General features: G+C 53.6%; 28 protein-coding genes and 2 tRNA genes. 10 read left to right on the top strand and 20 right to left on the bottom strand.

Annotated features, from left to right (window positions below):
* Window positions 1-30: 30 nt before the first annotated feature.
* Both J7J49_RS18120 and J7J49_RS18125 read right to left on the bottom strand, forming a co-directional pair.
* Window positions 31-567 (bottom strand): L,D-transpeptidase, encoded by a 537-nt coding sequence (locus J7J49_RS18120; protein WP_215094642.1) that lies wholly within the window; start codon window positions 565-567, stop codon window positions 31-33.
* The gene (locus J7J49_RS18125) at window positions 545-1,237 is read right to left on the bottom strand and encodes a TetR/AcrR family transcriptional regulator (RefSeq protein WP_064233534.1); all 693 of its coding nucleotides are present in this window, start codon (window positions 1,235-1,237) and stop codon (window positions 545-547) included. The genes J7J49_RS18120 and J7J49_RS18125 overlap by 23 nt, the downstream gene beginning before the upstream one ends.
* Before the next feature lie 267 nt (window positions 1,238-1,504).
* Here J7J49_RS18125 and lexA point away from each other — a divergent pair, with 267 nt between their 5' ends.
* Window positions 1,505-2,185 (top strand): transcriptional repressor LexA, encoded by a 681-nt coding sequence (gene lexA, locus J7J49_RS18130; protein ID WP_064233533.1) that lies wholly within the window; start codon window positions 1,505-1,507, stop codon window positions 2,183-2,185.
* Window positions 2,186-2,194: 9 nt separating this feature from the next.
* Here the strand turns inward: lexA and J7J49_RS18135 are convergent, their stop codons facing one another.
* The gene (locus tag J7J49_RS18135) at window positions 2,195-2,866 is read right to left on the bottom strand and encodes an energy-coupling factor ABC transporter permease (protein ID WP_215094644.1); all 672 of its coding nucleotides are present in this window, start codon (window positions 2,864-2,866) and stop codon (window positions 2,195-2,197) included.
* A gap of 34 nt (window positions 2,867-2,900) precedes the next feature.
* Window positions 2,901-3,755, bottom strand: coding sequence for a formyltetrahydrofolate deformylase (purU, locus tag J7J49_RS18140; protein WP_064233531.1), 855 nt, complete (start codon window positions 3,753-3,755; stop codon window positions 2,901-2,903).
* A gap of 230 nt (window positions 3,756-3,985) precedes the next feature.
* Between purU and J7J49_RS18145 the strand changes: the two genes are divergently transcribed.
* Window positions 3,986-5,596, top strand: a complete 1,611-nt coding sequence (locus J7J49_RS18145) for a ribonuclease J (protein ID WP_215094734.1) — start codon at window positions 3,986-3,988, stop codon at window positions 5,594-5,596.
* Between the two features lie 246 nt (window positions 5,597-5,842).
* Here the strand turns inward: J7J49_RS18145 and moaE are convergent, their stop codons facing one another.
* From moaE to J7J49_RS18195, 10 genes are all read right to left on the bottom strand, one after another.
* Complete coding sequence (gene moaE, locus J7J49_RS18150) at window positions 5,843-6,310, bottom strand: molybdopterin synthase catalytic subunit MoaE (protein ID WP_007114407.1); 468 nt, start codon at window positions 6,308-6,310, stop codon at window positions 5,843-5,845.
* A 2-nt stretch (window positions 6,311-6,312) separates the two neighbouring features.
* On the bottom strand, window positions 6,313-7,110 hold the full coding sequence (moaC, locus tag J7J49_RS18155) for a cyclic pyranopterin monophosphate synthase MoaC (protein ID WP_215094646.1): 798 nt from the start codon (window positions 7,108-7,110) through the stop codon (window positions 6,313-6,315).
* Window positions 7,111-7,165: 55 nt separating this feature from the next.
* Window positions 7,166-7,738, bottom strand: a complete 573-nt coding sequence (gene mobB, locus J7J49_RS18160; protein WP_215094648.1) for a molybdopterin-guanine dinucleotide biosynthesis protein B — start codon at window positions 7,736-7,738, stop codon at window positions 7,166-7,168.
* Window positions 7,739-7,822: 84 nt separating this feature from the next.
* On the bottom strand, window positions 7,823-9,055 hold the full coding sequence (locus tag J7J49_RS18165) for a uracil-xanthine permease family protein (RefSeq protein WP_007114410.1): 1,233 nt from the start codon (window positions 9,053-9,055) through the stop codon (window positions 7,823-7,825).
* An 87-nt stretch (window positions 9,056-9,142) separates the two neighbouring features.
* Window positions 9,143-9,772: a uracil phosphoribosyltransferase gene (gene upp, locus J7J49_RS18170; RefSeq protein WP_007114411.1), complete on the bottom strand. Its 630-nt coding sequence runs from the start codon at window positions 9,770-9,772 to the stop codon at window positions 9,143-9,145.
* A gap of 96 nt (window positions 9,773-9,868) precedes the next feature.
* A complete protein-coding gene (gene ung, locus J7J49_RS18175) occupies window positions 9,869-10,552 on the bottom strand; it encodes a uracil-DNA glycosylase (RefSeq protein WP_215094736.1) in 684 nt (227 codons plus the stop codon).
* 2 nt (window positions 10,553-10,554) lie between these two features.
* Window positions 10,555-11,034 (bottom strand): xanthine phosphoribosyltransferase, encoded by a 480-nt coding sequence (gpt, locus tag J7J49_RS18180; RefSeq protein ID WP_007114413.1) that lies wholly within the window; start codon window positions 11,032-11,034, stop codon window positions 10,555-10,557.
* A 6-nt stretch (window positions 11,035-11,040) separates the two neighbouring features.
* Window positions 11,041-11,586 (bottom strand): adenine phosphoribosyltransferase, encoded by a 546-nt coding sequence (locus tag J7J49_RS18185; protein WP_007114414.1) that lies wholly within the window; start codon window positions 11,584-11,586, stop codon window positions 11,041-11,043.
* Between the two features lie 38 nt (window positions 11,587-11,624).
* Window positions 11,625-12,923: an NCS2 family permease gene (locus J7J49_RS18190; RefSeq protein WP_064233526.1), complete on the bottom strand. Its 1,299-nt coding sequence runs from the start codon at window positions 12,921-12,923 to the stop codon at window positions 11,625-11,627.
* Window positions 12,924-13,170: 247 nt separating this feature from the next.
* Window positions 13,171-13,803, bottom strand: a complete 633-nt coding sequence (locus J7J49_RS18195) for a riboflavin synthase (RefSeq protein WP_064233525.1) — start codon at window positions 13,801-13,803, stop codon at window positions 13,171-13,173.
* 316 nt (window positions 13,804-14,119) lie between these two features.
* On the opposite strand from J7J49_RS18195, the gene J7J49_RS18200 reads away from it, so the two are divergent.
* The 4 genes from J7J49_RS18200 to msrC all read left to right on the top strand — a co-directional run bounded on the left by J7J49_RS18200 (window position 14,120) and on the right by msrC (window position 17,283).
* Window positions 14,120-15,163, top strand: coding sequence for a methionine ABC transporter ATP-binding protein (locus J7J49_RS18200; protein ID WP_064233524.1), 1,044 nt, complete (start codon window positions 14,120-14,122; stop codon window positions 15,161-15,163).
* Window positions 15,144-15,797 carry a methionine ABC transporter permease gene (locus tag J7J49_RS18205; RefSeq protein ID WP_064233523.1) on the top strand — a complete coding sequence of 218 codons (654 nt, stop codon included), beginning with the start codon at window positions 15,144-15,146 and terminating at the stop codon, window positions 15,795-15,797. Before J7J49_RS18200 ends, J7J49_RS18205 begins: the two co-directional genes overlap by 20 nt.
* A 103-nt stretch (window positions 15,798-15,900) precedes the next feature.
* Entirely contained in the window at window positions 15,901-16,692 is a 792-nt protein-coding gene (locus J7J49_RS18210) for a MetQ/NlpA family ABC transporter substrate-binding protein (protein WP_064233522.1), read from the top strand.
* A 102-nt stretch (window positions 16,693-16,794) separates the two neighbouring features.
* Entirely contained in the window at window positions 16,795-17,283 is a 489-nt protein-coding gene (gene msrC, locus J7J49_RS18215) for a free L-methionine (R)-S-oxide reductase MsrC (protein ID WP_215094650.1), read from the top strand.
* Window positions 17,284-17,338: 55 nt separating this feature from the next.
* Here the strand turns inward: msrC and J7J49_RS18220 are convergent.
* Both J7J49_RS18220 and J7J49_RS18225 read right to left on the bottom strand, forming a co-directional pair.
* Window positions 17,339-17,415: transfer RNA gene (locus J7J49_RS18220), tRNA-Val, on the bottom strand.
* Window positions 17,416-17,437: 22 nt separating this feature from the next.
* A tRNA-Val gene (locus J7J49_RS18225) sits at window positions 17,438-17,514 on the bottom strand.
* A gap of 247 nt (window positions 17,515-17,761) precedes the next feature.
* Between J7J49_RS18225 and J7J49_RS18230 the strand changes: the two genes are divergently transcribed.
* On the top strand, window positions 17,762-18,832 hold the full coding sequence (locus J7J49_RS18230) for an endonuclease/exonuclease/phosphatase family protein (RefSeq protein WP_215094652.1): 1,071 nt from the start codon (window positions 17,762-17,764) through the stop codon (window positions 18,830-18,832).
* Between the two features lie 36 nt (window positions 18,833-18,868).
* On the opposite strand, the gene J7J49_RS18235 is transcribed toward J7J49_RS18230, so the two are convergent.
* Window positions 18,869-20,245 (bottom strand): class II fumarate hydratase, encoded by a 1,377-nt coding sequence (locus J7J49_RS18235; protein WP_215094653.1) that lies wholly within the window; start codon window positions 20,243-20,245, stop codon window positions 18,869-18,871.
* Between the two features lie 290 nt (window positions 20,246-20,535).
* Between J7J49_RS18235 and J7J49_RS18240 the strand changes: the two genes are divergently transcribed.
* The gene (locus J7J49_RS18240) at window positions 20,536-20,910 is read left to right on the top strand and encodes a phasin family protein (RefSeq protein ID WP_064233518.1); all 375 of its coding nucleotides are present in this window, start codon (window positions 20,536-20,538) and stop codon (window positions 20,908-20,910) included.
* A gap of 108 nt (window positions 20,911-21,018) precedes the next feature.
* Here the strand turns inward: J7J49_RS18240 and hda are convergent, their stop codons facing one another.
* Both hda and J7J49_RS18250 read right to left on the bottom strand, forming a co-directional pair.
* Window positions 21,019-21,726, bottom strand: coding sequence for a DnaA regulatory inactivator Hda (gene hda, locus J7J49_RS18245; RefSeq protein ID WP_064233517.1), 708 nt, complete (start codon window positions 21,724-21,726; stop codon window positions 21,019-21,021).
* Window positions 21,723-22,850, bottom strand: a complete 1,128-nt coding sequence (locus tag J7J49_RS18250) for an AI-2E family transporter (protein ID WP_215094656.1) — start codon at window positions 22,848-22,850, stop codon at window positions 21,723-21,725. Before J7J49_RS18250 ends, hda begins: the two co-directional genes overlap by 4 nt.
* Window positions 22,851-23,115: 265 nt before the next feature.
* Between J7J49_RS18250 and purM the strand changes: the two genes are divergently transcribed.
* Both purM and purN read left to right on the top strand, forming a co-directional pair.
* The gene (gene purM, locus J7J49_RS18255; protein ID WP_064233515.1) at window positions 23,116-24,183 is read left to right on the top strand and encodes a phosphoribosylformylglycinamidine cyclo-ligase; all 1,068 of its coding nucleotides are present in this window, start codon (window positions 23,116-23,118) and stop codon (window positions 24,181-24,183) included.
* Window positions 24,180-24,935, top strand: a complete 756-nt coding sequence (purN, locus tag J7J49_RS18260) for a phosphoribosylglycinamide formyltransferase (RefSeq protein ID WP_215094658.1) — start codon at window positions 24,180-24,182, stop codon at window positions 24,933-24,935. Before purM ends, purN begins: the two co-directional genes overlap by 4 nt.
* An 83-nt stretch (window positions 24,936-25,018) precedes the next feature.
* Here the strand turns inward: purN and dcd are convergent, their stop codons facing one another.
* Complete coding sequence (gene dcd / locus J7J49_RS18265; protein WP_040481325.1) at window positions 25,019-25,585, bottom strand: dCTP deaminase; 567 nt, start codon at window positions 25,583-25,585, stop codon at window positions 25,019-25,021.
* Window positions 25,586-25,589 lie beyond the last annotated feature (4 nt).

A 25,589-nucleotide genomic window follows, 5' to 3' on the forward strand; every position in this document is an offset into this window, starting at 1 on the left:
AGACGATCGTCTAGCGGTGTCAAAATCTGATTAATCAAAGCATTGACGGCCACCGTGCAACCAAACAGGGGTACCCGGCAACGCTAAAGAAAAAATGGTCAGCAAATCACTATTACGTAAACGAATACAGCCGTGGGAAGCAGCAACGCCCATGGGCTCCTCAGGTGGTGTGCCGTGAAGATAAATATAGCGCCGCTGAGAGTCTACCTGCTTACCGCGGTTCACCCCCTTCTCCAATCCACACAGCCACAGGATGCGGGTCAAAATCCAGTCACGTTTAGGATAAGCTTCAGCTAGCGCGGCTGAAAATATCTCGCCCGTCCAGCGGCGGCCTCGAAACACGGCATTTTCGGGCATGTTGCCACCAATAGCGGCTCGCACATAGTGCCAGCCGTGGGGCGTTTGACCACTACCACTGAGCTCCCCGCTTCCAGCGGCACCGGATGAAATTGCACACTCGTGGAGCACTTTAGGTCCTCGCCAACAGCGCAGTTGCTGTTGAGTGGTATCAATTTCCAGCCAGATATTATCAGTCGGAGGTAGCTCAGCTAGCGTAGGCGTTCGCATGTTTTCCTTCTTCAGGCTTGGCTTCTTCAAGGGTCAGAGGTAAAGGCGCATTCATGGCAGCTACAACGACCGGGAGCAGCCGCCTTACCAAGTCACGCACAGAGACCTGTTCGTGATAATCCTTCTCCGCGATATCGCGCAGTGCATCAAGGCCAGACAGGGTAAATATAACCGTGCCAAGCATAAAGTGTAGCCGCCAAAAACGCTCTGCGTCAGGCAGGTTTGGCGTTGCTTTACGGACAAGCTCGGTGAAGCGGGTAAATACATCGCCGTACTCTTGCTGGATATGGCGCCGGAGATGTCCCTGGGCCTGGCTGTAGGCAAGACCGAGCAGACGCATAAACACTTTTAAACTGTTGCGCTCAGCTGGCACCGCAAGAACAGTTGTGGCCATGGTTTCGAGCAGTGTTTCAAGCGGGATAACGCGCCCAGCGTGTTGGCCTTCCAGCTCATCCAAAGCGGTGTGAAAACGCTGATTAAAAGGATCCAGATAACGCGAAAAAACGGCCTGAATCAGGGCTTTTTTGGAACCAAAGTGGTAATTGACGGCGGCCAGGTTAACGCGCGCTTTGCTTGTGATGTTACGCAGCGACGTTTCGGCAAAACCCCGCTCTGCAAACAGCACCTCAGCGGTATCGAGTATACGTGTCACCGTATCAGATTGAGCCATGTCGCTCTCCAGGGAAACAGGTGTTTAAAACATAGCAAAATACTATGCCATAACTTTGCCGGGCTCAACGCTTGATTTATTGACAAAATGTGGCTGGTTAAATAAGCAGAAACTTAGTTTCAAACGATTAGGAAAATTGCATAGGCATCACCGATAGGCGCTGACAAGCCATATACTGGACAGAGGAACATACTGTATACTTAACCACTCATTGATTAAGTCGACATTTAACTTGTTACTGTCTATTCACAATTTATGGAGTCTGGTATGTCGCGTCCGCTAACCGCTCGCCAACAGCACGTGTTTGATTTTATCGTTAAGACTATGGGCGAATTTGGCTACCCTCCTACCCGCGCCGAAATTGCCAAAGCACTTGGCTTCCGCTCTCCCAACGCTGCAGAAGAGCACCTGCGCGCGCTGGAACGCAAAGGCGTTATTCGCATTATCCGCAACACCTCTCGTGGCATCCGCCTGCCCAACCAGGAACCTCAAGACGTCCTGGAAAACGCCGTCACCTCGTTACCTGCTGCCAACGTTGAGACGCTGCCGACTGGACTGCCCGTAATCGGTGAGGTGGCCGCTGGCAGCCCCATTTTAGCCGCTGAACATATTGATCGTTACTGCCCCCTGCCAGCCGAGTATTTTACACCCAAAGCCGACTACCTGCTGCGCGTACGCGGGCTTTCGATGAAAGATATTGGTATTTTGGAAGGCGATTTATTAGCGGTGCATCGCACCGACCGGGTGCGCGATGGCCAGATTGTAGTAGCACGACTAGATGATGAAGTAACGGTCAAACGCTTCAAACGCCAGGGGCACCAAGTGACGCTATTTGCTGAAAACCCCGACTTTGCGCCCATTGAAATCGACCTGCGATCCCAGTCGCTCGATATCGAAGGCGTTGGTGTAGGGGTAATTCGTGGCGGTAATGGCCAGGCACTCGGCTAGCAACCACCACTATTGCAGGTCGATATAGCGGTGGTCATTGAAGGTGGCCACCCAGTTAGGGTGATAGACCAGCAGGATACTCAACAGCATGCCGGTGATGAACGCCTCTGAAGGCATTAACAGAGGCAAGAAGCGCGCATACTCCTGGGCGAGATAGATCGCCTCAGGATCAGTACCTGCAACAATAATGAGCAGTACCGCCGCCAGCCCACCTCCCAGCGTTGCCAGCGCCGCACCAAAAAAGCCACAGGCAAATAGAAACACCATCAAGTTATCCGGTAGGCGGCGATCCACCAACCGCCATACCGTGCCAATAACGGCCGCCGGGACGACACCAGTAACCAGTACGTTTGCCCCCATTAGCATCCACTCGTTGCGACCAATGACCACCATAGCGATATTAATCAGCACGTTGCTAATCAGCGCTAATGGTGCTTTAAAAACGAGTGTCATTAATACTGTGAAAACAAGGTGCAGCGTGAGCCAATCAACCGCCTGCGCACGAAGCTGCCACATCAGCAGCACTGCCAGCGTGGCGCCTAGCCAGCGGTGCTGAAGCGCCGTATCCGCTAGCAACACCTGCCAGGGCCGCCCCCAAAGTGCCCACGCTAAAACGCCTAGCGAGAGTAGCCAGGTAAACAGCAGCGCCCAGGGCGCTAAAACACTTTGCGCGAATGACATGGCGGCCTCTCGGGTTGATGGCGTTAGGGAGCCTCTAGCTAAAGACCACTGTCTTATTGCCGTGCACCAGCACGCGATCTTCTAAGTGCCAACGCAACCCGCGAGCGAGCACCGCCTTCTCTACATCACGGCCAAAGCGGACTAGATCAGTGGGCGTATGACAGTGGCTAACGCGATGAATATCCTGTTCGATGATGGGGCCTGCATCGAGCTCCTCGGTCACATAATGGCAGGTAGCCCCGATAAGTTTTACGCCCCGCTGGTAAGCCTGGTGGTAGGGTTTTGCCCCGGCAAAAGAGGGCAAAAAGCTGTGATGGATATTGATCACGCGTCCCGCATAGCGTGCACACAGATCAGGGGGCAGAATTTGCATATAGCGTGCCAACACCACGCAGTCAGCGCGGGCGCTGTCGATTTCGGCCTGTACCTTGGCAAAGGAGGCTTGCTTATTGTCAGGGTCTACCGGCACATGGTGGTATGGAATGCCGTACCACTCTGTCAAAGAACGCATATCGTCATGATTGGAGATAACGCCAACAATATCGCAATCCAGCTCACCCGCTTGCCAGCGGTAAAGTAGATCGACCAAGCAGTGTGACTCTCGCGATACCATCAGTACTACCCGCCGACGTTGTTGGGTATCCACCAGTGACCACTGCATATTGAATTCGCTGGCTACCGGCGCAAACGCCTCACGCAACGCTTCTACGGTCATACCTACCGAATCCGCCAAAATTTCATAGCGCATAAAAAAGCAGCCGGTTTCTAAATCAGAGTGCTGGCTGGCTTCGGTAATAGAGCCGCCCTGCTGGGCAATAAAACTCGAGACCCTTGCAACAATCCCCACCCGGTCAGGACAGGAAACCACTAAACGATAATAATGAGACATGTGAGCTACTCTTGACCTATTTCTAAGGTAATTATGACAAACCAGCGGCTTAGGCTGCATATTGTATCGGAAGGCCAAGGATGATTGTTAGCCGCCCCTGCCTTCCCGTATAGTTAAGTCACTACTTTTTAGGTTTTTCATAACAGATGCATTCACCACGCGTTCAAATTCGTCCCCGTCGTCGTCCACCGCTGCGCATCTTGCCGCTGGGGGGCTGCGGTGAGATTGGAATGAATCTAACGCTATACGGCTATGACGACCACTGGATAGCCGTGGACTGCGGCATGACGATCCGCCAGGATCTTCCCAACTCACCGCTACAAGTGCCCAATCTCGATACGCCGAAAGCATTAGGGATTGTACCCAAAGCGCTGTTTATCACCCACGGCCATGAAGACCACATTGGCGCGGTGGCCTGGCTCTGGCCGGTGTGGAACTGTCCGATTTATGCCACCCCGCTAGCGGCGGGCCTGTTGCGGCTAAAGTTTGCCGAGCATCAGCTTAGCAGCGCGGCTATCCATGTCATTGAACCTGGCGAGGCGCTGGAAAGCGGACCGTTCACGCTGCGCTATTTGCTGTTAACGCACTCGATCCCAGAGAGCTGTGCGTTAATGATGATCGCCGGTGGCTACCGTGTCTTGCATACCGGTGACTGGAAACTCGACCCCGAACCGATCATCGGCACGCCGATCAGCGCCACCCAATTCAAGGCGCTTGCACCAATTGACTTAGTCGTGGGCGACTCCACCAACGCTCCAATGCCTGGCCACTCTGGCAGCGAAGGGGACGTCGCCCGGGCGTTGGCAAAAACCCTCAGCAATTGCCAGGGCCGCGTGGTGATCTCTTGCTTTGCCAGCAATCTTGCCCGGGTGTTAGCGATAGGACGCGCGGCGCATCGATGCGGCCGTCGTATCAGCTTAATGGGACGCTCCATGGAGCGCATGGTCAGCGTCGCGCGTGGGTTAGGCTATATGGATGATCTGCCGCCGCTGGTGCCCAACCACGACCTTGGCTACCTGCCTCGGGATGAAGTGGTGATTATCGCCACCGGGAGTCAGGGCGAGCCCCGCGCCGCACTTCAGCGTCTCGCCCAGGGCCGTCACCCCTATGTGGATCTTCAGCCGGGCGATAACGTCATCTTCTCGGCCAAAGCCATTCCTGGCAATGAGCGCCCCATCGAACAGCTTAAAAAGCGTTTGGCGCATCTCGGTGTCAGCATCTATGACGAGTTCAATCACCCTGAATTGCACGCCACAGGGCATCCTGCTCAGGATGAGCTGATCAAACTCTATCAATGGGTTAGGCCCAAGCATCTTATGCCGGTGCATGGCGAAGCACGCCATCAGCAGGCCCACCAGGCCATCGCCAACCAGCTGGGCATTAGCGCCCCACTGACGCCGGTAAACGGCGATATGATCAATTTTGATAGCCACGGGTTGCACTGTGAAACACGCTACCCGCAGCCGCCCTGCATTGTCAGCCAGAACAGCGTGGTGCCCCACCCCGGTCTTGAGGTGAATGACGTCAATAAGGCCCGTCGCGGCAGCTTGTATCTTGCGCTGCCGGTGACCGCGACTGACACTGGCTGGGCACGGATTGGCCGCTTGATGTTGGATGCCTCTGGGGCCAGCCCGCTGGATGAAGATAGCTTTAGCGATTGGTTGGATGATCAGCTTGAGGAGATTGCAGCTGAGACGCTTTCCGACTTGCGTCAGGCACTGCAGCCGCGGTTGGTTCACTGGCTGGCGGAGCATATGCAGCACCTGCCCGACGTGCACCTACAGATTATGGCCGCCGAAATGCCCGAATCTGCTGCGTATGAAAGCGCCGCAAACCGTTAGAGCCGCATCATTGCAACGAATGCAGCGACGCGGCAAACTAAACCAAGATGGCAGTAAAACCGAGATTGCTTCACTGCGTTCGCAATGACAGTTTCGTGTTATTGCGAGGAGCCTTCTTATTTGTCATTGCGAGGAGCGCAGCGACGCGGCAATCTCAACCAGCGTTGACGCCTAACCCCGAGATTGCTTCACTGCGTTCGCAATGACAGTTTCGTGTCACGGCGAGGAGCGCAGCGACCCGGCAACTCATTCCCAGCGCGCTGCATCCTGCTGATCAGAGTGGCGTTCTGTGACCCAATACTCACCCTGGGTAGAATGCTCTTTCTTCCAGAAGGGCGCCTGGGTTTTCAGGTAATCCATTATAAAATCGCAGGCTTCGAATGCCTCACGCCGGTGTGCACTAGCCACCAGCACCCGCACAATTGGGTCACCCGGCGCCAGATAGCCAACGCGATGGATAATCCGCACTGCCTGGAGCGACCAGCGCTGCCAAGCCTGTTCGCCAATGTCTGTCAACGTGCGCTCGGTCATGCCCGGGTAATGCTCCAGCGTTAACCCCGTGACATCCGGTTTTTCATTAAAATCACGCACTAAGCCGGTAAAACTCACCACCGCGCCAATATCGCTACGCCCCGCTAAGGCATCGTCATAGCCGTAGGCCATTGAGAATGGGGCTGCTTGAATCGCTACTTTAATATCCAGCTTATTATCCACACTCACCCCCCTGTAACTGGCGGGAAAAATGCCACTTCGTCATCATCGGTCACTAACGCTTCGTCATTGGACATGACTTGGTTAATTGCACACAGCGTGCGCTGGTCAGTGAGCTGTTTAAAGCGACTATCCTGCTCGACTAGTGCGGCCTTTAATCCGCTAATGTCGCGGCTAGCCAGTTGATCAAGGCTCACAACCGCCTCGCTTTCGCCTACTCGCTCGCGCAGTTCGGCTAAAAACTTAACCCGCACGCAGGGTGAAGGGCAGCGCTCGCCCAAGCTGACTTCTCCAGCCACACCGTCGCCAGTAACAATGGGCGCCTGGGAGTTCATACGCTGGTAGTCACCGCGCAGCCCCCCCTGCTTGCTATCGAGCTGAATGGCCTCGATCCGCATACCTTTATCGACCGCTTTGCACATATCGTAAAGCGTCAAACAGGCTACCGAGACGGCAGTAAGGGCTTCCATTTCAACCCCGGTGCGGCCATTTAAGCGACACAATGAGGTCACGTGAACGCAGGATTCGGCAACATCAATATCGAACTCAACTGACACCTTGGAGAGCGCCAGTGAATGGCAGAGAGGAATCAGCTCATGGGTGCGCTTGGCGGCCTGGATACCGGCGATTCTCGCTGTGGCCAGCACATCGCCCTTGGGCAATTCACCATCGCTAAGCAATTTCAGCGTTTCAGGCTGCATCACAATGCGGCCCGAGGCGACGGCTTCGCGGCGGGTTTCTTGCTTATCGCCGACATCTACCATATTGGCTTCGCCACGGGTATTGAGATGGGTTAGATACATGTTGTCACCGTTTCTTTTTTAAAGCCCAAGCACTTGAAGCCCAAGCACTTGAAATTTAGATACTTGAAGCCGAAGAACTTGAGAATCTAGCGTCGGTTTTCGCGCTTAACCAACTGACTATCCAGCTCGCTATTGCTTCGCTATCGTCTAGATTTAACTGGGTCACCGTAGCCGCTAGGTCTATAGGCGGTGGTGCGCTCAGCGCGGCTGCCTCAACCCATTGGCCGGTTAAAATAGTCGTATCACCAATGCCATCGCGGTATAACACCAGCTTGGGAATCGGCCAAGCCTTGAAACCTTCGACAATCACCAAGTCGGGTTGGTGCGGCGCCATCATGGCAATTAACTGGGCTAAATCCGGCTCTTTCTGGCCGGGGGTTTCCTGCATCAGCGCAAATCGTTGACGAGAAGCTACCAGTACCGGTGCGGCACCTGCACTGCGCAGCTTAAAGCTATCTTTGCCGGGCTGGTCGACATCAAACGAGTGGTGTGCATGCTTGATCACAGCGACCTTCAAACCATACTCGGCTAATCGTGGCAGCAGCTTCTCTAACAGCGTGGTTTTACCGGTACCGCTCCAGGCAGCAATCCCCAGAACTGGAAAAGCTGCGGTTAGTTCGTTTTCCATGCTGCCGACACTCCTGATGATCTCTAAACGCACTTTACATGACCTGTCATCCTTGCGATGCACACGGTGTTACTGGCGATTAGCTTACTCGCCCTCTTGCTCGCGGGGTAACAGCCAGTTCAACGCGATACCCACCAAGGCGGCAAGACTAACGCCCTGCAGGGTGAACTGGCCACCGCCAAACTGCATACCACCAATGCCGAACACCAGTATTAGTGAGACCACCACTAAATTGCGGGGTGCCGTCAGCGACTGACCAGCGCGCACCAGCGTATTCATACCGACGACCGCAATGGAGCCAAACAACAGCGTCATTATACCGCCCATTACCGGGCCCGGAATGGTCTGCAATAGCGCGCCAAGCTTGGACACAAACGCCAGCACAATGGCAATAATAGCGGCGACGATCATGTACTTGGGATTAAACGCCCGAGTGAGGGTTACCGCCCCTGTGACTTCCGAGTAGGTCGTATTCGGCGGCCCGCCGAATAGCGCTGCCACGCTGGTCGCCAACCCATCGCCTAACAGCGTGCGATGTAGACCAGGCTTTTCCAGGTAGTTTTTGCGGGTCACCGAGCCAATCGCCACCATATCGCCAATATGCTCTACCGCCGGGGCAATCGCGACCGGAATCATAAACAGAATAGCCGCCCAGTGAAAACTGGGTGCGGTAAAGCTGGGTATCGATAGCCACGCCGCCTCACGCACAGGCGTAAAGTCCACAACACCCATCAGCAGCGCTAAAAAATAGCCGGTGACAATGCCGCCGATAATCGGCACTAAGCGAAGAAGCCCCCGTCCAAACACGGCCAGCACTAACGTCACTAATAAACTGGTCATCGAGAGAAAGATTGCCGCGCCATAGCCGATGTTGTCACTGGTTTCCCCGGTTGCCATGCTAACCGCCACCGGTGCCAGCGCCAGGCCAATCACCATAATCACCGGCCCCACCACTACAGCGGGAAGCAAGCGGTGCAGCCAAGCAGTACCTTTTAAACGCACGGCCTGGGAGATCGCCACATAGACCAACCCTGCCGCCATAAGCCCGCCCATGGTCGCTGACACGCCGAAGCTCGCCACAGAGCCTTGAATCGGGGCAATAAAAGCAAACGATGAGGCCAAAAAAACCGGCACGCTCTGTTTGGTCACCGCGTGGAATACTAGGGTTCCCACCCCGGCCGTGAACAGTGCAACACTTGGGTCAAGACCGGTCAGAAGAGGCACTAACACCAGGGCACCAAACGCCACAAACAACATTTGGGCGCCGGTTAAGATGACTTTCGGCCACGACTCAGCCTGACTGGTAGCTTCACGCATAAGTGAATCCCTAGTAATTATTCGATAGCAGGAGTGCAAAAAAATGCCCCTGACGCTGGGCGTAAGGGGCAATATATTTAAAGACGCTTAGCGAGTTCCGAAAATCTTGTCGCCAGCATCACCCAGCCCAGGGACGATATAACCATTTTCGTCCAGCCGGTCATCGATTGAGGCGGTGTAAATTTCAATATCAGGGTAGGCATCTTGTACCCGTTTGATGCCTTCAGGGGCGGCGACGAGCACAATCACCTTCATACTTTCACAGCCGCGTTCACGCAGCATGTCCAGTGTCGCCACCATCGATCCACCCGTCGCCAGCATGGGGTCAATCACGATGGCCATGCGCTCTTCGATATCGTTGGCAAACTTGGCAAAATAAGGCACCGGCTGTAGCGTCTCTTCATCGCGGTATAGACCGACAACGCTTACCCGGGCACTGGGAATCAGATCCGTTACGCCTTCCAGCATGCCGAGCCCAGCACGCAGAATCGGTACAACGGTGACTTTTTTACCTTTTAGCCGACGGGTGGCAATCGGCTCGCCGTTCCATCCCTGGATTTCATGATCTTCCAGCTCCAGACCTTTGGTTGCTTCATAGGTCAACAGCTTGGCGACTTCACCTGCCAGTTCACGAAAGCTTTTAGTGCTCAAGTCAGCTTCGCGCATCAGTCCCAGCTTATGTTGAACAAGCGGATGGTTAATGGCGTAAACACTCATGGGACTTCCTCACTGCAGGGGGATTCAGAATGGCAACCAGGGTTGCATCAGCTAGGCACAAAATTGCGCGTATTCTACCCGCAACCACTTACGAGGTTAAGGGGTTTCCGGCAATTGCCACTCAATGAGGGCTCGACCCTGGGCCTGCAGAAACTGATTGGCTTGGGAAAAATGCCGAGTACCGAAAAAGCCCCGGTGCGCAGAGAGCGGTGAAGGATGCGGGGCTTCAAGTATTAAGTGGCGCCCCTGGTCGATTAACGCCTTCTTCTGGCGCGCATGACTTCCCCATAACAGAAATACACACGGCGGCGCGTGCTGGCTAACAGTTTCAATGGCGCGGTCGGTGAACGGCTCCCACCCTTTACCGCGATGCGAGGCCGCATTGCCCTGCTCAACGGTAAGCGAGGTGTTTAACAACAGCACGCCCTGCTTGGCCCATGCTTCCAGATGGCCGTGGCGCACAGGGGTGAAACCGACATCGGTGGCCAACTCTTTGTAGATATTGACCAACGATGGCGGCACAGGAACACCGGGCTGCACGGAAAAACATAAGCCATGAGCCTGATTAGGGCCGTGATAGGGATCTTGGCCTAAAATAACCACCTTCACTTCGCTCAACGGCGTCAGCTCAAATGCGCGAAACCATTGTGTGGAGTGTGGGTAGATAATTTTCTTGGCCGCTTTCTGCTGCGCCAAAAAGGCTTTTAGCGCCAGCATATAGTCAGCCTGAAACTCATTACCCAGCCACTGACTCCAATCGCCGGGAAGTGGATTGGCCATCATTACCTCTTCATTTGATCGACAAGCGGCTCAACGTACGCAACGCCCATATCCCAGGGGAACTGAATCCAGCATTGTTGGGAAACTTCCGTCAGGTATTGATCCACCAGGGGGCGACCGTCCGGCTTGGCGTAGATAGTCACAAAGTGAGCTTTTGGCAACATTTTGCGCACTGCCCTTGCTGTTTTGCCTGTATCCACCAAGTCATCGACCAGCAACCAGCCTTCACCGTCATGATCAACGCCTTTCATAATATCCAGGCCGCCTTGATCCATATGGTCATAGCTTTTAATACACACGGTATCGATCAAGCGGATATTAAGCTCTCGAGCTATTAGCGCGGCAGGAATTAAACCGCCGCGGGTAATCGCTACAATGCCTTTGAAATCACGCTCGATCATCTGATGACACAGGGTGCGCACATCCCGGTGCAACTGATCCCAGGAGACAGTGAAATGCTGGTGATAACGATCGCTGCTCATGGGGAATTACTCGTCTTCGGTGAAAGAACAAACGGCGAATACGCTGTAACCGGCATCGCGAATTTTTTGTGAACCGCCAAGCTCGGGCAGATCGATAATAGTGGCCGTTTCAACCACCTGACCACCGCTGCGCTGAATCAGATTGGCCGCTGCCAGCATGGTGCCACCGGTGGCGATCAAGTCATCCATTAGCAGGATACGGTCATCTTTCTGGAACGCATCGGAGTGCAGTTCCACTTCAGAATGACCGTACTCCAGGGTGTAGGTCTCGCTGATGGTTTTGAAGGGTAATTTGCCCTTCTTGCGCACCGGCACAAAGCTGCAGCCCAACTCATAGGCGAGCGGCGCACCAATAATAAACCCTCGCGCATCAATGGCCGCAATGGCATCCAGGTTCATCTCTTGGTAGCGGTGTACGAAGCTATCGATCAGCTTGCGAAAGGCAGCGCTATTTTGCAACAAGGGGGTAATATCGCGAAAATTCACGCCCTTTTCAGGCCAATCGGGAACCGTGCGAATAACGGACTTAATATAGTCGCCGTAGATGCTCATCGCGTCTCTCATTGAGTAATAAAAGGGGTGGTGTTTAATCAAACCAAGAAAAGATATCTTGCCGCAAACAGCAGTGACAAAATAATCACCGCCGGGTTCAGGTCGCTAAAGCGGCCCGAAAGCGTCTTGATCGCCACGTAGCTAATAAAGCCTAGCGCGATTCCTTCGGCAATCGAGAATGTTAGCGGCATTGCTAGGGCAGCAATCAACACAGGCGCTGCATCGGTGGGGTCTTCCCAGTTCGCGTGGGCCAAGCTGCCCGCCATCAGTACCGCTACATACAGCAACGCACCCGCGGTAGCGTAGGCCGGAATCGAACCCGCCAACGGTGCGAAAAACAGGCTGATCAGAAACAAAACACCCACGACTACCGCCGTCAAGCCAGTACGGCCACCCGATGCGATGCCCGCGGTTGATTCAATATAGCTTGTTGTCGTGGAAGTACCCAAGGCGGCGCCCGCCATTGACGCAGTACTGTCAGCCATCATGGCACGACCAATACGCGGCAACTTGCCATCTTTGTCTAGCAGCTTGCCACGATGGGCAACACCGACCAGCGTGCCTGAAGTATCAAATAGATCCACAAATAGAAAGGCAAAGATCACGCTGAGCATCGCCACATCCAGGGCGCCCATTAAATCCATGGCCATAAAGGTCGGCGCGATAGAGGGTGGCATCGACATAAGACCACCGTACTCATTATGGCCAAGCACCATTGCCGCTACGGTCACACCCAAAATACCAATCATCACAGCACCGGTGACTTTCAGGTATGCCAGCGCGGTAATCACAAAAAAGCCTAGCAGCGCATAAATAGCCGGTGGTTGAGATAGATCACCCAGCGTCACGTAGGTAGCCTGATTGGCAACCACAATGCCGGCGTTTTTCAACGCGATCATCGCCAGGAACAGACCAATACCGGCGGCGATCCCCAGCCGTAACGTCATTGGAATGGCGTTAATGATCCACTCGCGAATTTTAAAAATACTTAACAAGAAGAACGTTAAACCAGAGAAGAAGACCGCCCCCAACGCGGCCTCCCAAGTATATCCCATGCCCAGCACCACGCCGTAGGTGAAGAAGGCGTTTAGCCCCATGCCTGGTGCCTGAGCAATGGGATAATTGGCCCACAGCCCCATGACAAAACAGCCAATCGCTGCCGCCAGGCAAGTCGCCACAAACACCGCGCCGTAGTCCATCCCTGCTTGTGACAGGATGCTCGGGTTAACAAAGATGATATAGGCCATCGTCAGGAAGGTGGTAATCCCGGCGATAACTTCTGTCTTCACGTTGGTTTTTTGCTCGGAGAGCTTGAAATAGTTATCCAGAAGTTTCATGAAGTTTGTTGTCCTTAGCGCTAACGCCGCATGATTTGTATGCGTTCGGGTGCTGAGAAAAGCCGCACATACTACCGAAACGCTCGCCTTGATGCGAGCGCCTCAGCAAGGCGACCAATATTGACGGGGCGAGCCCCACCAGTGAATACCAAGCAATCTTTAGGCCACAACCTAACCGATCGGTCAACCAAAAACCAACAAACACCATTACTGATGCTGCCGTGCCCCGCTTTTTGTTAGTCCCGCTTTACTGAGCCCTACCTTGCTTAGCAAGCACGCGCTCAACGGTTTCAACAATCACCTGAGTTTGTGGGTCAATTTCGATGTTGACCTGATCCCCGGGCGCGCGCTCCTGAAGTGTGGTGCGCGATAGCGTTTCAGGGATTAAGTTGACGCTGAACTCCACAGCTCCGTTCTCAGCGTGGCGTACATCACCGATCGTCAAACTGATACCGTCTACCCCGATATAGCCCTTTTCAAACACAAATCGGCCCAGTCTTTCCGGCAGTGAAAACCACAGCCGACGGTTGTTAGGCGCCTCTTCAATGGCCACTACGTCTGCCATGGAAATGATGTGCCCCGACATCGAGTGCCCACCAATCTCATCACCAAAACGAGCAGCACGCTCTATATTGACGCATTGCCCAGGAGTGACTGCACCAAGATTAGTCAAACGTAGCGTTTCACGCATCAAATCAAAACTAACGCTATCGCCTTCTATCGACGTTACCGTTAAACAAACACCGTTATGAGCAACAGACGCCCCGATCTCAAGACCCTCACGCATCGCAGGCGGCATTTTTATCACATGCACGCGAAAATCATCTAGCTCGCGCACCGCCTCCACTGTAGCCACACCCTGCACAATGCCGGTAAACATAGCGCCCTGCTCCTTAAGCTCGTAAAAATCATGGATGTAATCTGCAAGCTTACTACTGGTGCCTCATCTTTGTGCAGTCACCTCGCTTCTAATTGACATGCCAACCGCCTATCTTTAGACTTTTGGCGCAAATGAAACGACGCCGATTTGTACCCATCTTGCGGGCGTCCACCAGGCCAGCAGCCTAGTGAAGTGCAGCTAAAAGGGTGTGTCCAGCGTTAATGGCCACCCACGAGGGTGGCTTTTTTTATCCCCGCCCTACGCCTGCTCCTATTCTCCCGCACTTCGTCTTCGGCCTACCAGCAAGGCAGACGCCATGATTGAACTTAGCAACGTCAGTAAAACATATGGAAGCGGCACAAGCGCCGTCCATGCGCTCAAAGCAGCAAACCTCACTGTGCCTAAAGGCACCATTCATGGCGTCATCGGCCTTTCTGGCGCAGGTAAGTCCACGTTGATTCGCTGCGTGAATTTGCTAGAACGCCCGACTAGCGGCAGCGTCACAGTAGATGGTCAAGAAATGACCCGCCTGAGCAACGCGGCCTTAAACCGGGCACGCCATCGTATTGGCATGATTTTTCAGCACTTCAACCTGCTCACTACACGTACGGTTTTCGACAACGTTGCACTCCCGCTTGAATTAATGGGGCAAAAACAGAGTGCCGTGCAAGAGCGCGTTGTTCCGCTGCTGGAAATGGTCGGTCTGGCAGATAAAGCCAATCAGTACCCCGCTCAGCTTTCCGGTGGCCAGAAGCAGCGAGTCGCAATCGCCCGAGCGTTAGCCAGCAAACCACAAGTACTACTCTGCGATGAGGCAACCTCCGCGCTAGACCCACAAACCACCAGCTCCATACTGGAGCTACTGCGCGATATTAACCATCAACTGGGCATTACCATCTTGCTGATTACCCACGAGATGGAAGTGGTCAAATCGATTTGCCACCGGGTGAGCCTGATTTCGGATGGCGAATTGGTGGAGGATTCAGAAGTCGGCGACTTCTTTACCGCCCCGCGCACCCAACTTGGACGTGAGTTTCTCAACGACTTCCTACAGCTAACACCCCCCAAAGAGCTAATCGAAAGGCTCCTTGATGCCCCCGGTGAACATACCCATCCAGTGGTACGCTTAACCTTCTCGGGCGACGCGGTCTCAACTCCGTTGATTTCGCGCTTAGCTCGCGAATGCGGGGTCGATGTGAGCATTCTGCAAGCAAAAGTAGAGTCCATTCAGGAACGCACCCTGGGCCTGATGATTGCGGAGCTGCTAGGCTCGCCGACGCAAACCCAGCAAGCCATGCACTATCTCGAATCTCATCAACTGCAAGTGGAGGTACTCGGCCATGTCCAGCGCAATGATTGATTTAATTTTACAGGCCACGCTGGATACCCTTTATATGGTGGCCGTTTCAGGATTGATCTCTACCCTCGTCGGCCTCCCTCTCGGGGTGATGCTCTATGTTACTCGCCCGCGACAAATATTAGCCAAGCCGGTACTTAATCAGGTGCTGAGCATTGTCACCAACGTTGGCCGCTCCATCCCGTTTATTATTTTGATGGTGGCGATCATTCCTTTTACACGCATGCTGGTGGGTACCTCGATTGGTATTAATGCCGCGTCGGTACCGCTGACGATTGCCGCTATCCCGTTTGTCGCTCGATTGGTCGAGGCGGCCCTTAATGAAATCTCGCCGGGGTTAATTGAAGCCGCCCAAGCCATGGGGGCTACGCCTTGGCAAATTATTCGCAAAGTGCTAATTCCAGAGGCTCGCGGTGGGATCATGACAGGCTTAACCATTACCGTTGTGACGCTGGTCAGCTACTCCGCCATGGCAGGCGCAGTGGGCGGCGGCGGCCTCGGCGACTTAGGCATTCGCTACGGCTATAACCGTTTCAACCCTACCATCATGCTTATTACGGTGGTGATCTTGGTCATCATGGTGCAGGGCTTTCAGAGCCTGGGCGACTACTTGGTACGCAAAAGTGACCGTAAGTGACATTGCGTACATCAATCATCCTTTATAACAAAAATGCATTAGACAGCGGTTTTTTATTGCCGCATCATTGCACCATTAAGCACAACGTCACTGGAGAGATCTTATGCAAAAACTAATTATCGGTAGCCTTACCGCCCTGGCGCTTGCGGTTAACGTCGCCAATGCTGAAACGCGCAGCATCAAAATGGGCACTGTTGCGGGCCCTGAAACTGAAGTGATGGAAGTGGCAGCGCGCATTGCCAAAGAAGAGTACAACCTTGATGTCGAAATCATCGAGTTTACCGACTACGTCACTCCCAATGCCGCCCTGGCCGACGGCAGCTTAGATGCCAATGCCTACCAGCATGAGCCCTATTTACAGTCGATGGTCGACGACCGTGGCTATGATTTGGCCATCGCTGGCTATACGTTCGTTTACCCGATTGGCGCCTATTCCGAAAAATATGACAGCATTGATGACTTGCCTGACGGTGCTCAGATCGCGCTGCCCAACGACCCTTCCAATGAAGGACGCGCGCTGATTTTGATGCACAACGAGGGCCTGATCACCCTTAATGATCCTGAATTCCTAGAATCCACACCAATCGATATCGCGGAAAACCCCCGCGACTTCCGTTTCCGCGAAATTGAAGCCGCCCAGCTACCCCGCGTGCTGCCCGATGTGGACATGGCGTTCATCAACAACACCTTCGCACAGCCGGCTGGCTTAAGCCTGGATGATGCCTTAATCAAAGAGGGCCCCGAGTCCCCTTACGTCAACCTGATTGCAGTGCGCGGCGGCGACGAAGATCGTGAAGAGATTCGCCAGCTGGTCGACGCTTATCAGCGCGATGAAGTGATCGAGAAAGCCGAAGAGCTATTCAAAGGCGCAGCCGTACCTGGCTGGATCGAGTAACACTGCACACTAGCCATCAATAGATAACATGCAGGCCGGCACGCATAGGTAACCCCCTATGCAAAAGTGCCGGCCTGCTGCATTAGTAGCGAAGGATGCCAAATGCAAAACAGTGTTGACTACCCCCTCCTCAATCGCCAGCTTGAAGCACTGCTCGATACCCGCGATTGGCTGACCAACAGCGCGCAAACCTGTGCCTTTATTCACCAACAGCTTAGCAACTTAAACTGGGTGGGCTTTTACCTTCAGCGCCAGCCAAATGTATTAGGCCTAGGCCCGTTTCAGGGTCAACCCGCTTGCCATCCAATTCCCTTTAGCAAAGGCGTATGCGGCGCGGCTGCCCGACTGCAAACCACCCAGCGAGTGGACGACGTGCATGCGGTTGCCGACCATATTGCCTGCGACGCCAACTCTCGCTCTGAGCTAGTGGTTCCCATCGTAGTGGATGGCCGTCTGTGGGGCGTCTTGGATCTGGATAGCCCAATGCATGCGCGCTTTACTCAACAAGATCAAGCCGGTGTTGAAGCGCTGGTAGCAACGTTTATGCGCCAGACCGAGCTGCCCGACCTGATAGAGCCTGCCGCTACATAACGTCCACGCAAAAACGCCCCAAGCAGTAAATGCCTGGGGCGTTTTTGATAAAAGCTGGTAGGACCAGGCGGATTTGAACCGCCGACCTCCACGATGTCAACGTGGCGCTCTAACCAACTGAGCTATGGTCCTGAAAAAAGGCTCGACATTAGACTGGTAGAACCAGGCGGATTTGAACCGCCGACCTCCACGATGTCAACGTGGCGCTCTAACCAACTGAGCTATGGTTCTATTACGCCATCTATCTGTCTATCTGCTATTAGTCTATCTGGAGTGCGCTATTTGGATAGCTGCACGCCTTGCAACGGATGCATATCTTACGCTTTTATCACTGAATTGCAAGCTCTTTCCCATTGTGCGCCCTCTTCCCACCGGCTTTACTCCCATGTCGAATAGATGTTCAATTCGACACCTACAACCTTCTAGCGCTAGGCTTAGCGCTTCAATTTGTTGGTCGTTATCTACAGGGAGATAAACCATGCCAGGTATTTTGCTAGGAAGCATAGCGATCGTGCTGTTATTGGCGACGCTGATAGCACGCATACATTTGCACTGGTGGTGGATTCGCAGTTTTGAATTCCCACGCCTGCAGATCGCTTTCCTAGCCCTAATCAACTGGTTATTAGCCGTTTCCTTGGTTGAATCAGGCCCCTGGCTATGGGTGGCCCTACTCGCCTCGGGTATCACTGTGCTATTTCAAGGCTATTACATTTTGCCCTTCACAACGTTGTGGCCTGTGCAGGTTAAGGCGGCAGAGAGTAACGATGCAGATAAAAAGATCACGCTTTTGATCGCTAACGTGCTGACCCCGAATCGGCAAGTTCAACCCTTGATCGATATGATTAAACAGCATCAGCCCGACATTGTACTGACCCTAGAGTCAGATCAGTGGTGGCAGGATCAACTGGATCCTGCGCTCGCAGAACAGTGGCCGCACAGCGTTAAAATCCCACTCGACAACCTCTACGGCATGCACCTGTACTCGCACCTCGAACTCTCCGACACCTCCGTCGAGTGGCTGATTCAAGACGACATTCCGTCCATTCATACCCGCGTAACGCTAGCCAACGGCGATAGAATTCGCTTTTACGCACTCCACCCCCGACCACCAGCGCCCAGCGAAAGTGAAAAATCCCTGTGGCGGGATGCAGAGCTGCTGCTGGTGGGTAAAAAGATTCATGAAGATCCACAAGCGACATTGGTCGCTGGCGATCTGAACGATGTGGCTTGGTCACGCACAACACGACTGTTTTGCCGTGTTGGCGGCATGCTCGATCCACGCCGGGGACGTGGCTTATTCAGCACCTTTCACGCAAAATATCCAGTATTGCGCTGGCCCCTAGATCATATCTTTGTGACCGAGCACTTCACCTTAGTCGGCATGCAGCGCCTTAGCTACTTCGGCTCCGACCACTTTCCGATACTGGCCACCTTTTGCTATCGCCCCTCGCGCCAAAACGAGCATGAAACACCCGAAGCTAATACCGAAGAGCGTAGCGAAGCCAGCGAAACAATCCAGCAAGGTAAAACTGAGCAGCAAGAGACCTGAAAACGGGAAGCCTCACGTAAGCTGACCTTAAACGCTTTACTCCGGGATGCCTCCCTGAGTTAACGCGGCCGGATCCAGCAGCCGCTCTAGCGTCTCCCGGTCAAGGTCAGTTTTCTCTTCCGCCACATCAATAATCGGCCGCCCCGCTTGATAAGCCTCTTTGGCAATAGCCGCGGCGGCGTTGTAGCCAATGGCACCATTTAGCGCGGTCACCAAGATAGGATTCCTCGCCAACGGTTCTTTTAGGTTATCTTCACGAACCTTAAAGGTGGCAATCGCACGGTCAGCCAGCAGCCGTGCGGTATTACTCATCAAGCTAATGGAGGTAAGCAGATTGGAAGCTATCAGCGGCAACATTACATTTAATTGGAAATTGCCACTTTGCCCCGCGACGGTAATCGCAGCATCCAGACCGATGACTTGAGCAGCAGCTTGAGCAGCCGACTCAGGAATAACGGGGTTAACTTTCCCCGGCATAATCGAACTGCCGGGCTGAAGCGCCTCGAGTTCAATCTCCGCTAGCCCAGCCAGCGGCCCTGAATTCATCCAGCGCAAGTCGTTGGCAATTTTCATAATCACGCAAGCCAAGCCTTTCAATTGCCCGGAAAGCTCTACCGCTGCATCCTGGGAAGAGAGGCTGGCAAAGAAGCTGTCATTAGGCGTGAACATCAACCCCGTCTGCTCGCTCAGCTCTTGCGCTATCTGCTCAGCAAAGCCGATAGGTGCGTTAATGCCGGTACCCACGGCGGTGCCGCCCTGGGCTAACCGACACAGCCTCTTCATGGCGCTATCAAAGCGCTCAATGGCCTGACTCAATTGACTCGACCAAGCGCCCAGCTCTTGATCCATACGCAGCGGCATGGCGTCCATGAGATGGGTACGTCCAGTTTTCACCACATGGCTCAACTCACTGGCGCGCTGGTCGATGGTATCGCGCAGGTGAACCAGGGCTGGGCGCAGCGATTCGTGCACCGCGATGGCAGCCGACAGGTGAATCGCCGTAGGAATTACGTCATTGCTGGACTGCCCCATATTGACGTGATCGTTCGGGGTTACCTCAACCCCCTCTCGGCTTGCCAAGGTCGCCAACACTTCATTGACGTTCATATTGGTGGAGGTGCCTGAACCGGTTTGAAACACGTCGATGGGAAAGTGCTGATCATGCTTACCCGTTAACACTTCGCGCGCCGCTTTTTGAATTGCCTCCCCACGCGCGCTATCAAGCCCTCCCAGGGTTTGATTAGCGCGGGCTGCCGCTAGCTTGATACGCGCGACGGCGTGAATAAAGGCCGGGGGCATGGGCGAATGAGAGACAGGAAAGTTATTGATTGCCCGCTGAGTCTGCGCACCATAAAGGGCCTCAGATGACACTTCCAATTCGCCCATGCTGTCGCGTTCCTTCCGTGTTGCCATTGCTCTTTCTCCCAACAGTGAGATTAACAGTGATGCTTATCTGAGCCCGTAACCGGTCTATCGTTCGCTGTTTAAAGCCACCTTCTCTACCTTCAAGCTAGCTGTTTAGACCATACGGGTAAACATATGCTTACCCCACGGGCATTAAATGCCAAAAACCAAATGTTGCACTGCACAAAAACAGTTGCTATGCTGCAACGCAAGATAGCTTAAAAAGCTAACCACTCAATAGGCAGCGCCAACCTCTGGATAGCTGCTTTTGGCAAGACCAAACCCTGGAGGGTATGACGATGCGTACATTAAATACTAACGAAATGACTCAGCAATTTGACAACATGTTTATGGCGCCAGTACGCGCTTACATGGCGCTGAGCATCGATTACAGCGAAAAAATGCTTAACGCTCAAATGGACGCCAGCAAAGCCTACGTTGATACCGGCATTGCGCAAATGCGTCAAATGATGGACGTGAAAGACGCAGAAGGTCTGCGCAGCTATATGGAAGGTCAGCAAAAAGTGGCTAAAGAGCTGGCTGAGCGTGTTAAGGGCGATACCGATAAAGTCGTATCCCTACAGCAAGACTTCATCCAGAAAAGCCAGAAAATTACCGAAGACAACGTTAAGCAGGCGCAAACCGCTGCTAGCAAGTTGAGCAAAACCGCTTAATCGCTTATTGAATCAATAAGCTGGTAAGCAAGTCGTATAAACGCCCCTGTCGGCTCTCGCTGACAGGGGCGTTTTAGTTACTATCTTTAGCCTATTTTACCAGCGGCTTTACCAACCGAGGGCGGATTTCACAAACGGAATCGTCAATTTACGTTTGGCTGATAGCGATGCTTTATCCAGGGTTTCCACGGCGCGGCAAAGCTCACCTAACTCGCGAGGACCACGGTGCAAAATATAGCGCCCAACGTCATCAGGCAATTGCATACCTCTCACGCTGGCGCGCAGCTTTAGCGCTGCCAAACGTTCGTCATCATCCTCTAAGGGATGAACATGAAAAGTGACTCCCCAGGCCAGGCGCGAAGCCAAATCAGGTAGCACCACGTTTAGCTGTCGCGGAGAGGCACTGGCGGCGATGACTAATTTTTTCCCCGCGTCTCTTAGCCGGTTAAAAGCATGAAACAGCGCTTCCTCCCAGCGCTTGCGCCCCATCACGCACTCCAGGTCATCAATGGCGACAAGATCCAAGCGCTCAATGTCTTCCAGCATTAATGGTGGAAAGTGGCCCAAGTCATTCAGCGGCAAGTAAAGCGCGCGCTTATCGGCATCTGACGCTGCATGGCACGCCGCCTGAAGCAGGTGGCTTCGCCCCACCCCTGGCGAACCCCACAAAAAGAGAAACTGTTCTCCCTCTGAAGTAAGCTGCTGGGTAAGGTGCTCTACCAGCGGTTTATTTGATCGCGCCACATAGTAGTTGTCGAAGGTCGCGTCATCACGCAGACCAATTCCCAAGGGAAGCTGTGCCGGCATTCGGCTCATGGTGACTCCCGTTCATCACGACGTCCCAGCTCATCATGGTGCGAAGAACTGACCTCGATTATTGTATGATTATCAGCATTATGATCATCGTAAAGCTCGCTGTCCTGATAGCGAACTTTAACTTCCTTGAGTAGCACCAGGATAACCGCAGCAACCGGAAGTGCCAGCAGCACACCGGTTAACCCAAACAGATTGCCGCCCGCCAGTACGGCAAATATAACCGCGACCGGGTGCAGGCCAATTTTATCGCCCAATAATTTAGGCTGTAGAATCACGCTCTCGGCCATTTGACCAATGCTAAATACCAAGATGACCCCGAGTACTGCCCACCAGGTAGCGTATTGGAACAGTGCAACAACAAGCGCTATCACCAAGCCGACAATAAAGCCCAAGAACGGCACGATGCTTACTAACCCAGACACAAAGCCAATCAACAGGCCAAAATTAAGCCCCATCAGCGTTAAGCCCACTGCATAAATAATCCCTAGACAGAGCATCACCAGCAGTTGTCCACGTAAAAAAGACGACAGCACCTCATCACAGCGACGCGCTAGCCGGAAGGTGTCGTCCGCCCACTGGCGTGGTATGAGATTAGCGATATTGGTCAGCAGCCGGTTCCAATCCAACAGCAAATAGAAGGTAACCACAGGAATCAGTGCTACATAGGTGATCCAAGACGCAAAGGCCATGCCAGAACGGCCTATTTGACCAAGCGCCTGGGCTAGGTAGCCACCTGCATCGCGCCAGTTTTCGACCAGCGTCTCCCGGGCATTGGTTAACTCTGCGGTGAGGTCATAACCCGTCCACTCTTGTACCTGGGGAGCGAGGGTATTTTCTACCCAATTGAAGATACCGGGGATTGCCTCGCCCAGCTGCTTAAGCTGTTGAACAAGAAGCGGTATTAGTATCAACAAACTCACCACAAGCACGATCAACAGTACTAAAAACACGCTACTTACCGCGAACGGCCGATTCATGCCCCAGCGTTGGAAACGGTTAGCCAGCGGATCAGCTAAGTAAGCGAGTATCATCCCAGCAATAAAAGGCATCAGCACCGCGTCTAACAAATAGATCAAGCCGCCTATCACCACCAAAAATAGGACACCCCACCAAGAATTCCGCATAGTTTCCTCTCAAACGTGGATTGAATCTGACCAGTTTCACTTATCGTTACTATTTTTACTTACCACTACTGTTTTTACTCATTACTACTATTTTTACTCATCACTACTATGCCGCATATTGGCGAAACTCGCTCGTAAGCTTTTCATCATGTGCGACAGCGGTGCGGCCTGCGCCGCTGAGTGTTACAATCCGCTCCAGTTATCGTCTAGCACTGGCCTCGTCGCCAGCACTACCAGCACCGCTATTTGCTTCACAGGATCTGTCATGACCGAGACTTCCTCTTCTTCGGCTACTCCTTCTCTCAGCTATAAGGACGCCGGCGTCGATATTGATGCCGGTAACGCCTTAGTTGACCGCATTAAACATGTTGCCAAACGCACTACTCGCCCAGAAGTAATGGGCGGCCTTGGCGGTTTTGGCGCGCTATGCGAAATACCAGCGGGCTACCGGCAGCCCGTACTTGTCTCAGGCACCGATGGCGTCGGCACCAAGCTGCGCCTGGCGATGGATCTTGGCAAGCACGACACCATCGGTATTGACTTGGTCGCTATGTGTGTCAACGATCTCATCGTGGCTGGCGCCGAACCGCTACTATTTCTCGACTACTATGCCACGGGTAAGCTAGATGTGGATATTGCTGCTGACGTTGTTACCGGCATTGGCGCTGGTTGCGAACTGGCTGGCTGCGCTCTCGTAGGCGGCGAAACTGCCGAAATGCCGGGCATGTACGAAGGCAGTGACTACGATTTAGCGGGCTTTTGCGTGGGCGTGGTTGAAAAAGCCGATATTTTAGATGGCAGTAAAGTGGCCGAAGGTGATGTAATCTTAGGGCTGGCGTCATCTGGACCACACTCCAATGGCTACTCGCTGATTCGTAAAATACTCGAGGTCAGCAATGCTTCGCTAGAGACCGACATCGACGGCAAAACCCTCGGCGATGCGCTGATGGCACCTACCCGCATCTATGTAAAATCACTGCTCTCCTTAATGCGCGGCAGCGATATTGCTGTACACGCGTTATCGCACATTACTGGCGGCGGCTTGCTTGAAAACATTCCTCGCGTGCTGCCCGACAACCTCGCTGCGCATATCGATATTGCCAGCTGGCAGCGCCCCGCTGTGTTTGACTGGCTGCAGGCTCACGGCAACGTGAATGAAACCGAAATGCACCGCGTACTTAATTGCGGTATTGGCATGGTCGTTGTAGTGCCGCAACATCAAGCAGAGCAGGCTGTGGCGCATCTGGAAGCCGAAGGCGAATCCGTTTATCGTCTAGGTCAGATCGTTAAACGCCAAGGGGACGCCGTTATTCTGGAGAACCTCTCGGCATGACCAATACGGACTACCAGAGCGATACTATTAAAGATGTAACGCCGGAGCCCCTCGGTGCGCGACGTATTGTAGTGCTTATTTCAGGCAGTGGTAGCAATCTGCAGGCGCTGATTGATGCTCAGTCCCATGACCGATTAGGCGGTGGTGAGATTGTCGCGGTCATTTCCAATATCACTGACGCCTATGGCTTGAAGCGTGCCCATGAAGCAGGCATTGAAGCGGTTGCCCTACCCCACCGGGAATACGATAGTCGCGAAGCTTATGACGGCGCCTTAATCAAGGTCATTGAGCGCCACGAGCCAGATCTGATCGTCCTCGCCGGCTTTATGCGCATTTTGACACCTCGTTTTGTGCAGCGCTTTCTGGGACGGATGCTGAACATCCACCCTTCGCTGCTGCCAGCTTACCAAGGGCTCAACACCCACGCCCGCGCCTTGGCAGACGGTGTTGCCAGCCATGGCTGTAGCGTTCACTTCGTCACTGAAGAGCTGGACGGTGGCCCGGTGGTACTGCAGGCGGAGCTGCTGGTCAGCGCTGATGATAGCGCTGAAACACTGCAAGAGAAGGTTCGCGCCCGGGAGCATCTGATCTACCCGATTGCGGTGCAGTGGTTTTTGGAAGGCAGGCTACAGTTCAGCGCCGAAGGCGCCAAAATGGATGGTCATCTGCTGCCAGAACACGGTATGCGGCTTGCCCACGCCGACGCTGCAGAAGAGCTTGATGAGGAGCTCGACGAAGAGTCGCCGGACTAGCACATCATCTTCGTAGTAAGCATTAAAAAAGCGCCTTACGGTTTTCCCGTAAGGAGCTTTTTGTAGCAATGCATTACCTAGGGCTAGGTACGCGGCAGAGTAACGCCACGCTGACCCATATACTTCCCGCCGCGGTCTTTATACGACGTTTCGCACACTTCATCGGACTCTAGGAACAGCATCTGCGCCACACCCTCATGGGCATAGATTTTCGCCGGCAGATTGGTGGTATTAGAGAATTCCAAGGTCACGTGGCCTTCCCACTCGGGCTCCAGCGGTGTCACGTTAACAATAATGCCACAGCGCGCGTAAGTGGATTTACCCAAGCAGATAGTCAGCACGTTACGGGGAATACGGAAGTACTCCACCGTGCGCGCCAGGGCAAACGAGTTAGGCGGAATAATGCATACGTCGCCTTTAATATCGACAAAGCTTTTCGCATCAAACGCTTTGGGATCAACAATAGCGGAGTGAATATTGGTAAAGACTTTGAATTCATCTGAGCAGCGCACGTCATAGCCGTAGCTTGAGGTACCGTAAGAAATCACGCGCTGCTCATTTACATAGCGCACTTGCTCGGCTTCAAAGGGCTCGATCATCGCGTCGCTTTTGGCCATGCGACGAATCCAATTATCAGATTTGATACTCATTTAT

Origin of the sequence: Halomonas sp. ISL-56, assembly GCF_018612805.1 — a bacterium.
Taxonomy (GTDB): Bacteria; Pseudomonadota; Gammaproteobacteria; order Pseudomonadales; family Halomonadaceae; genus Vreelandella.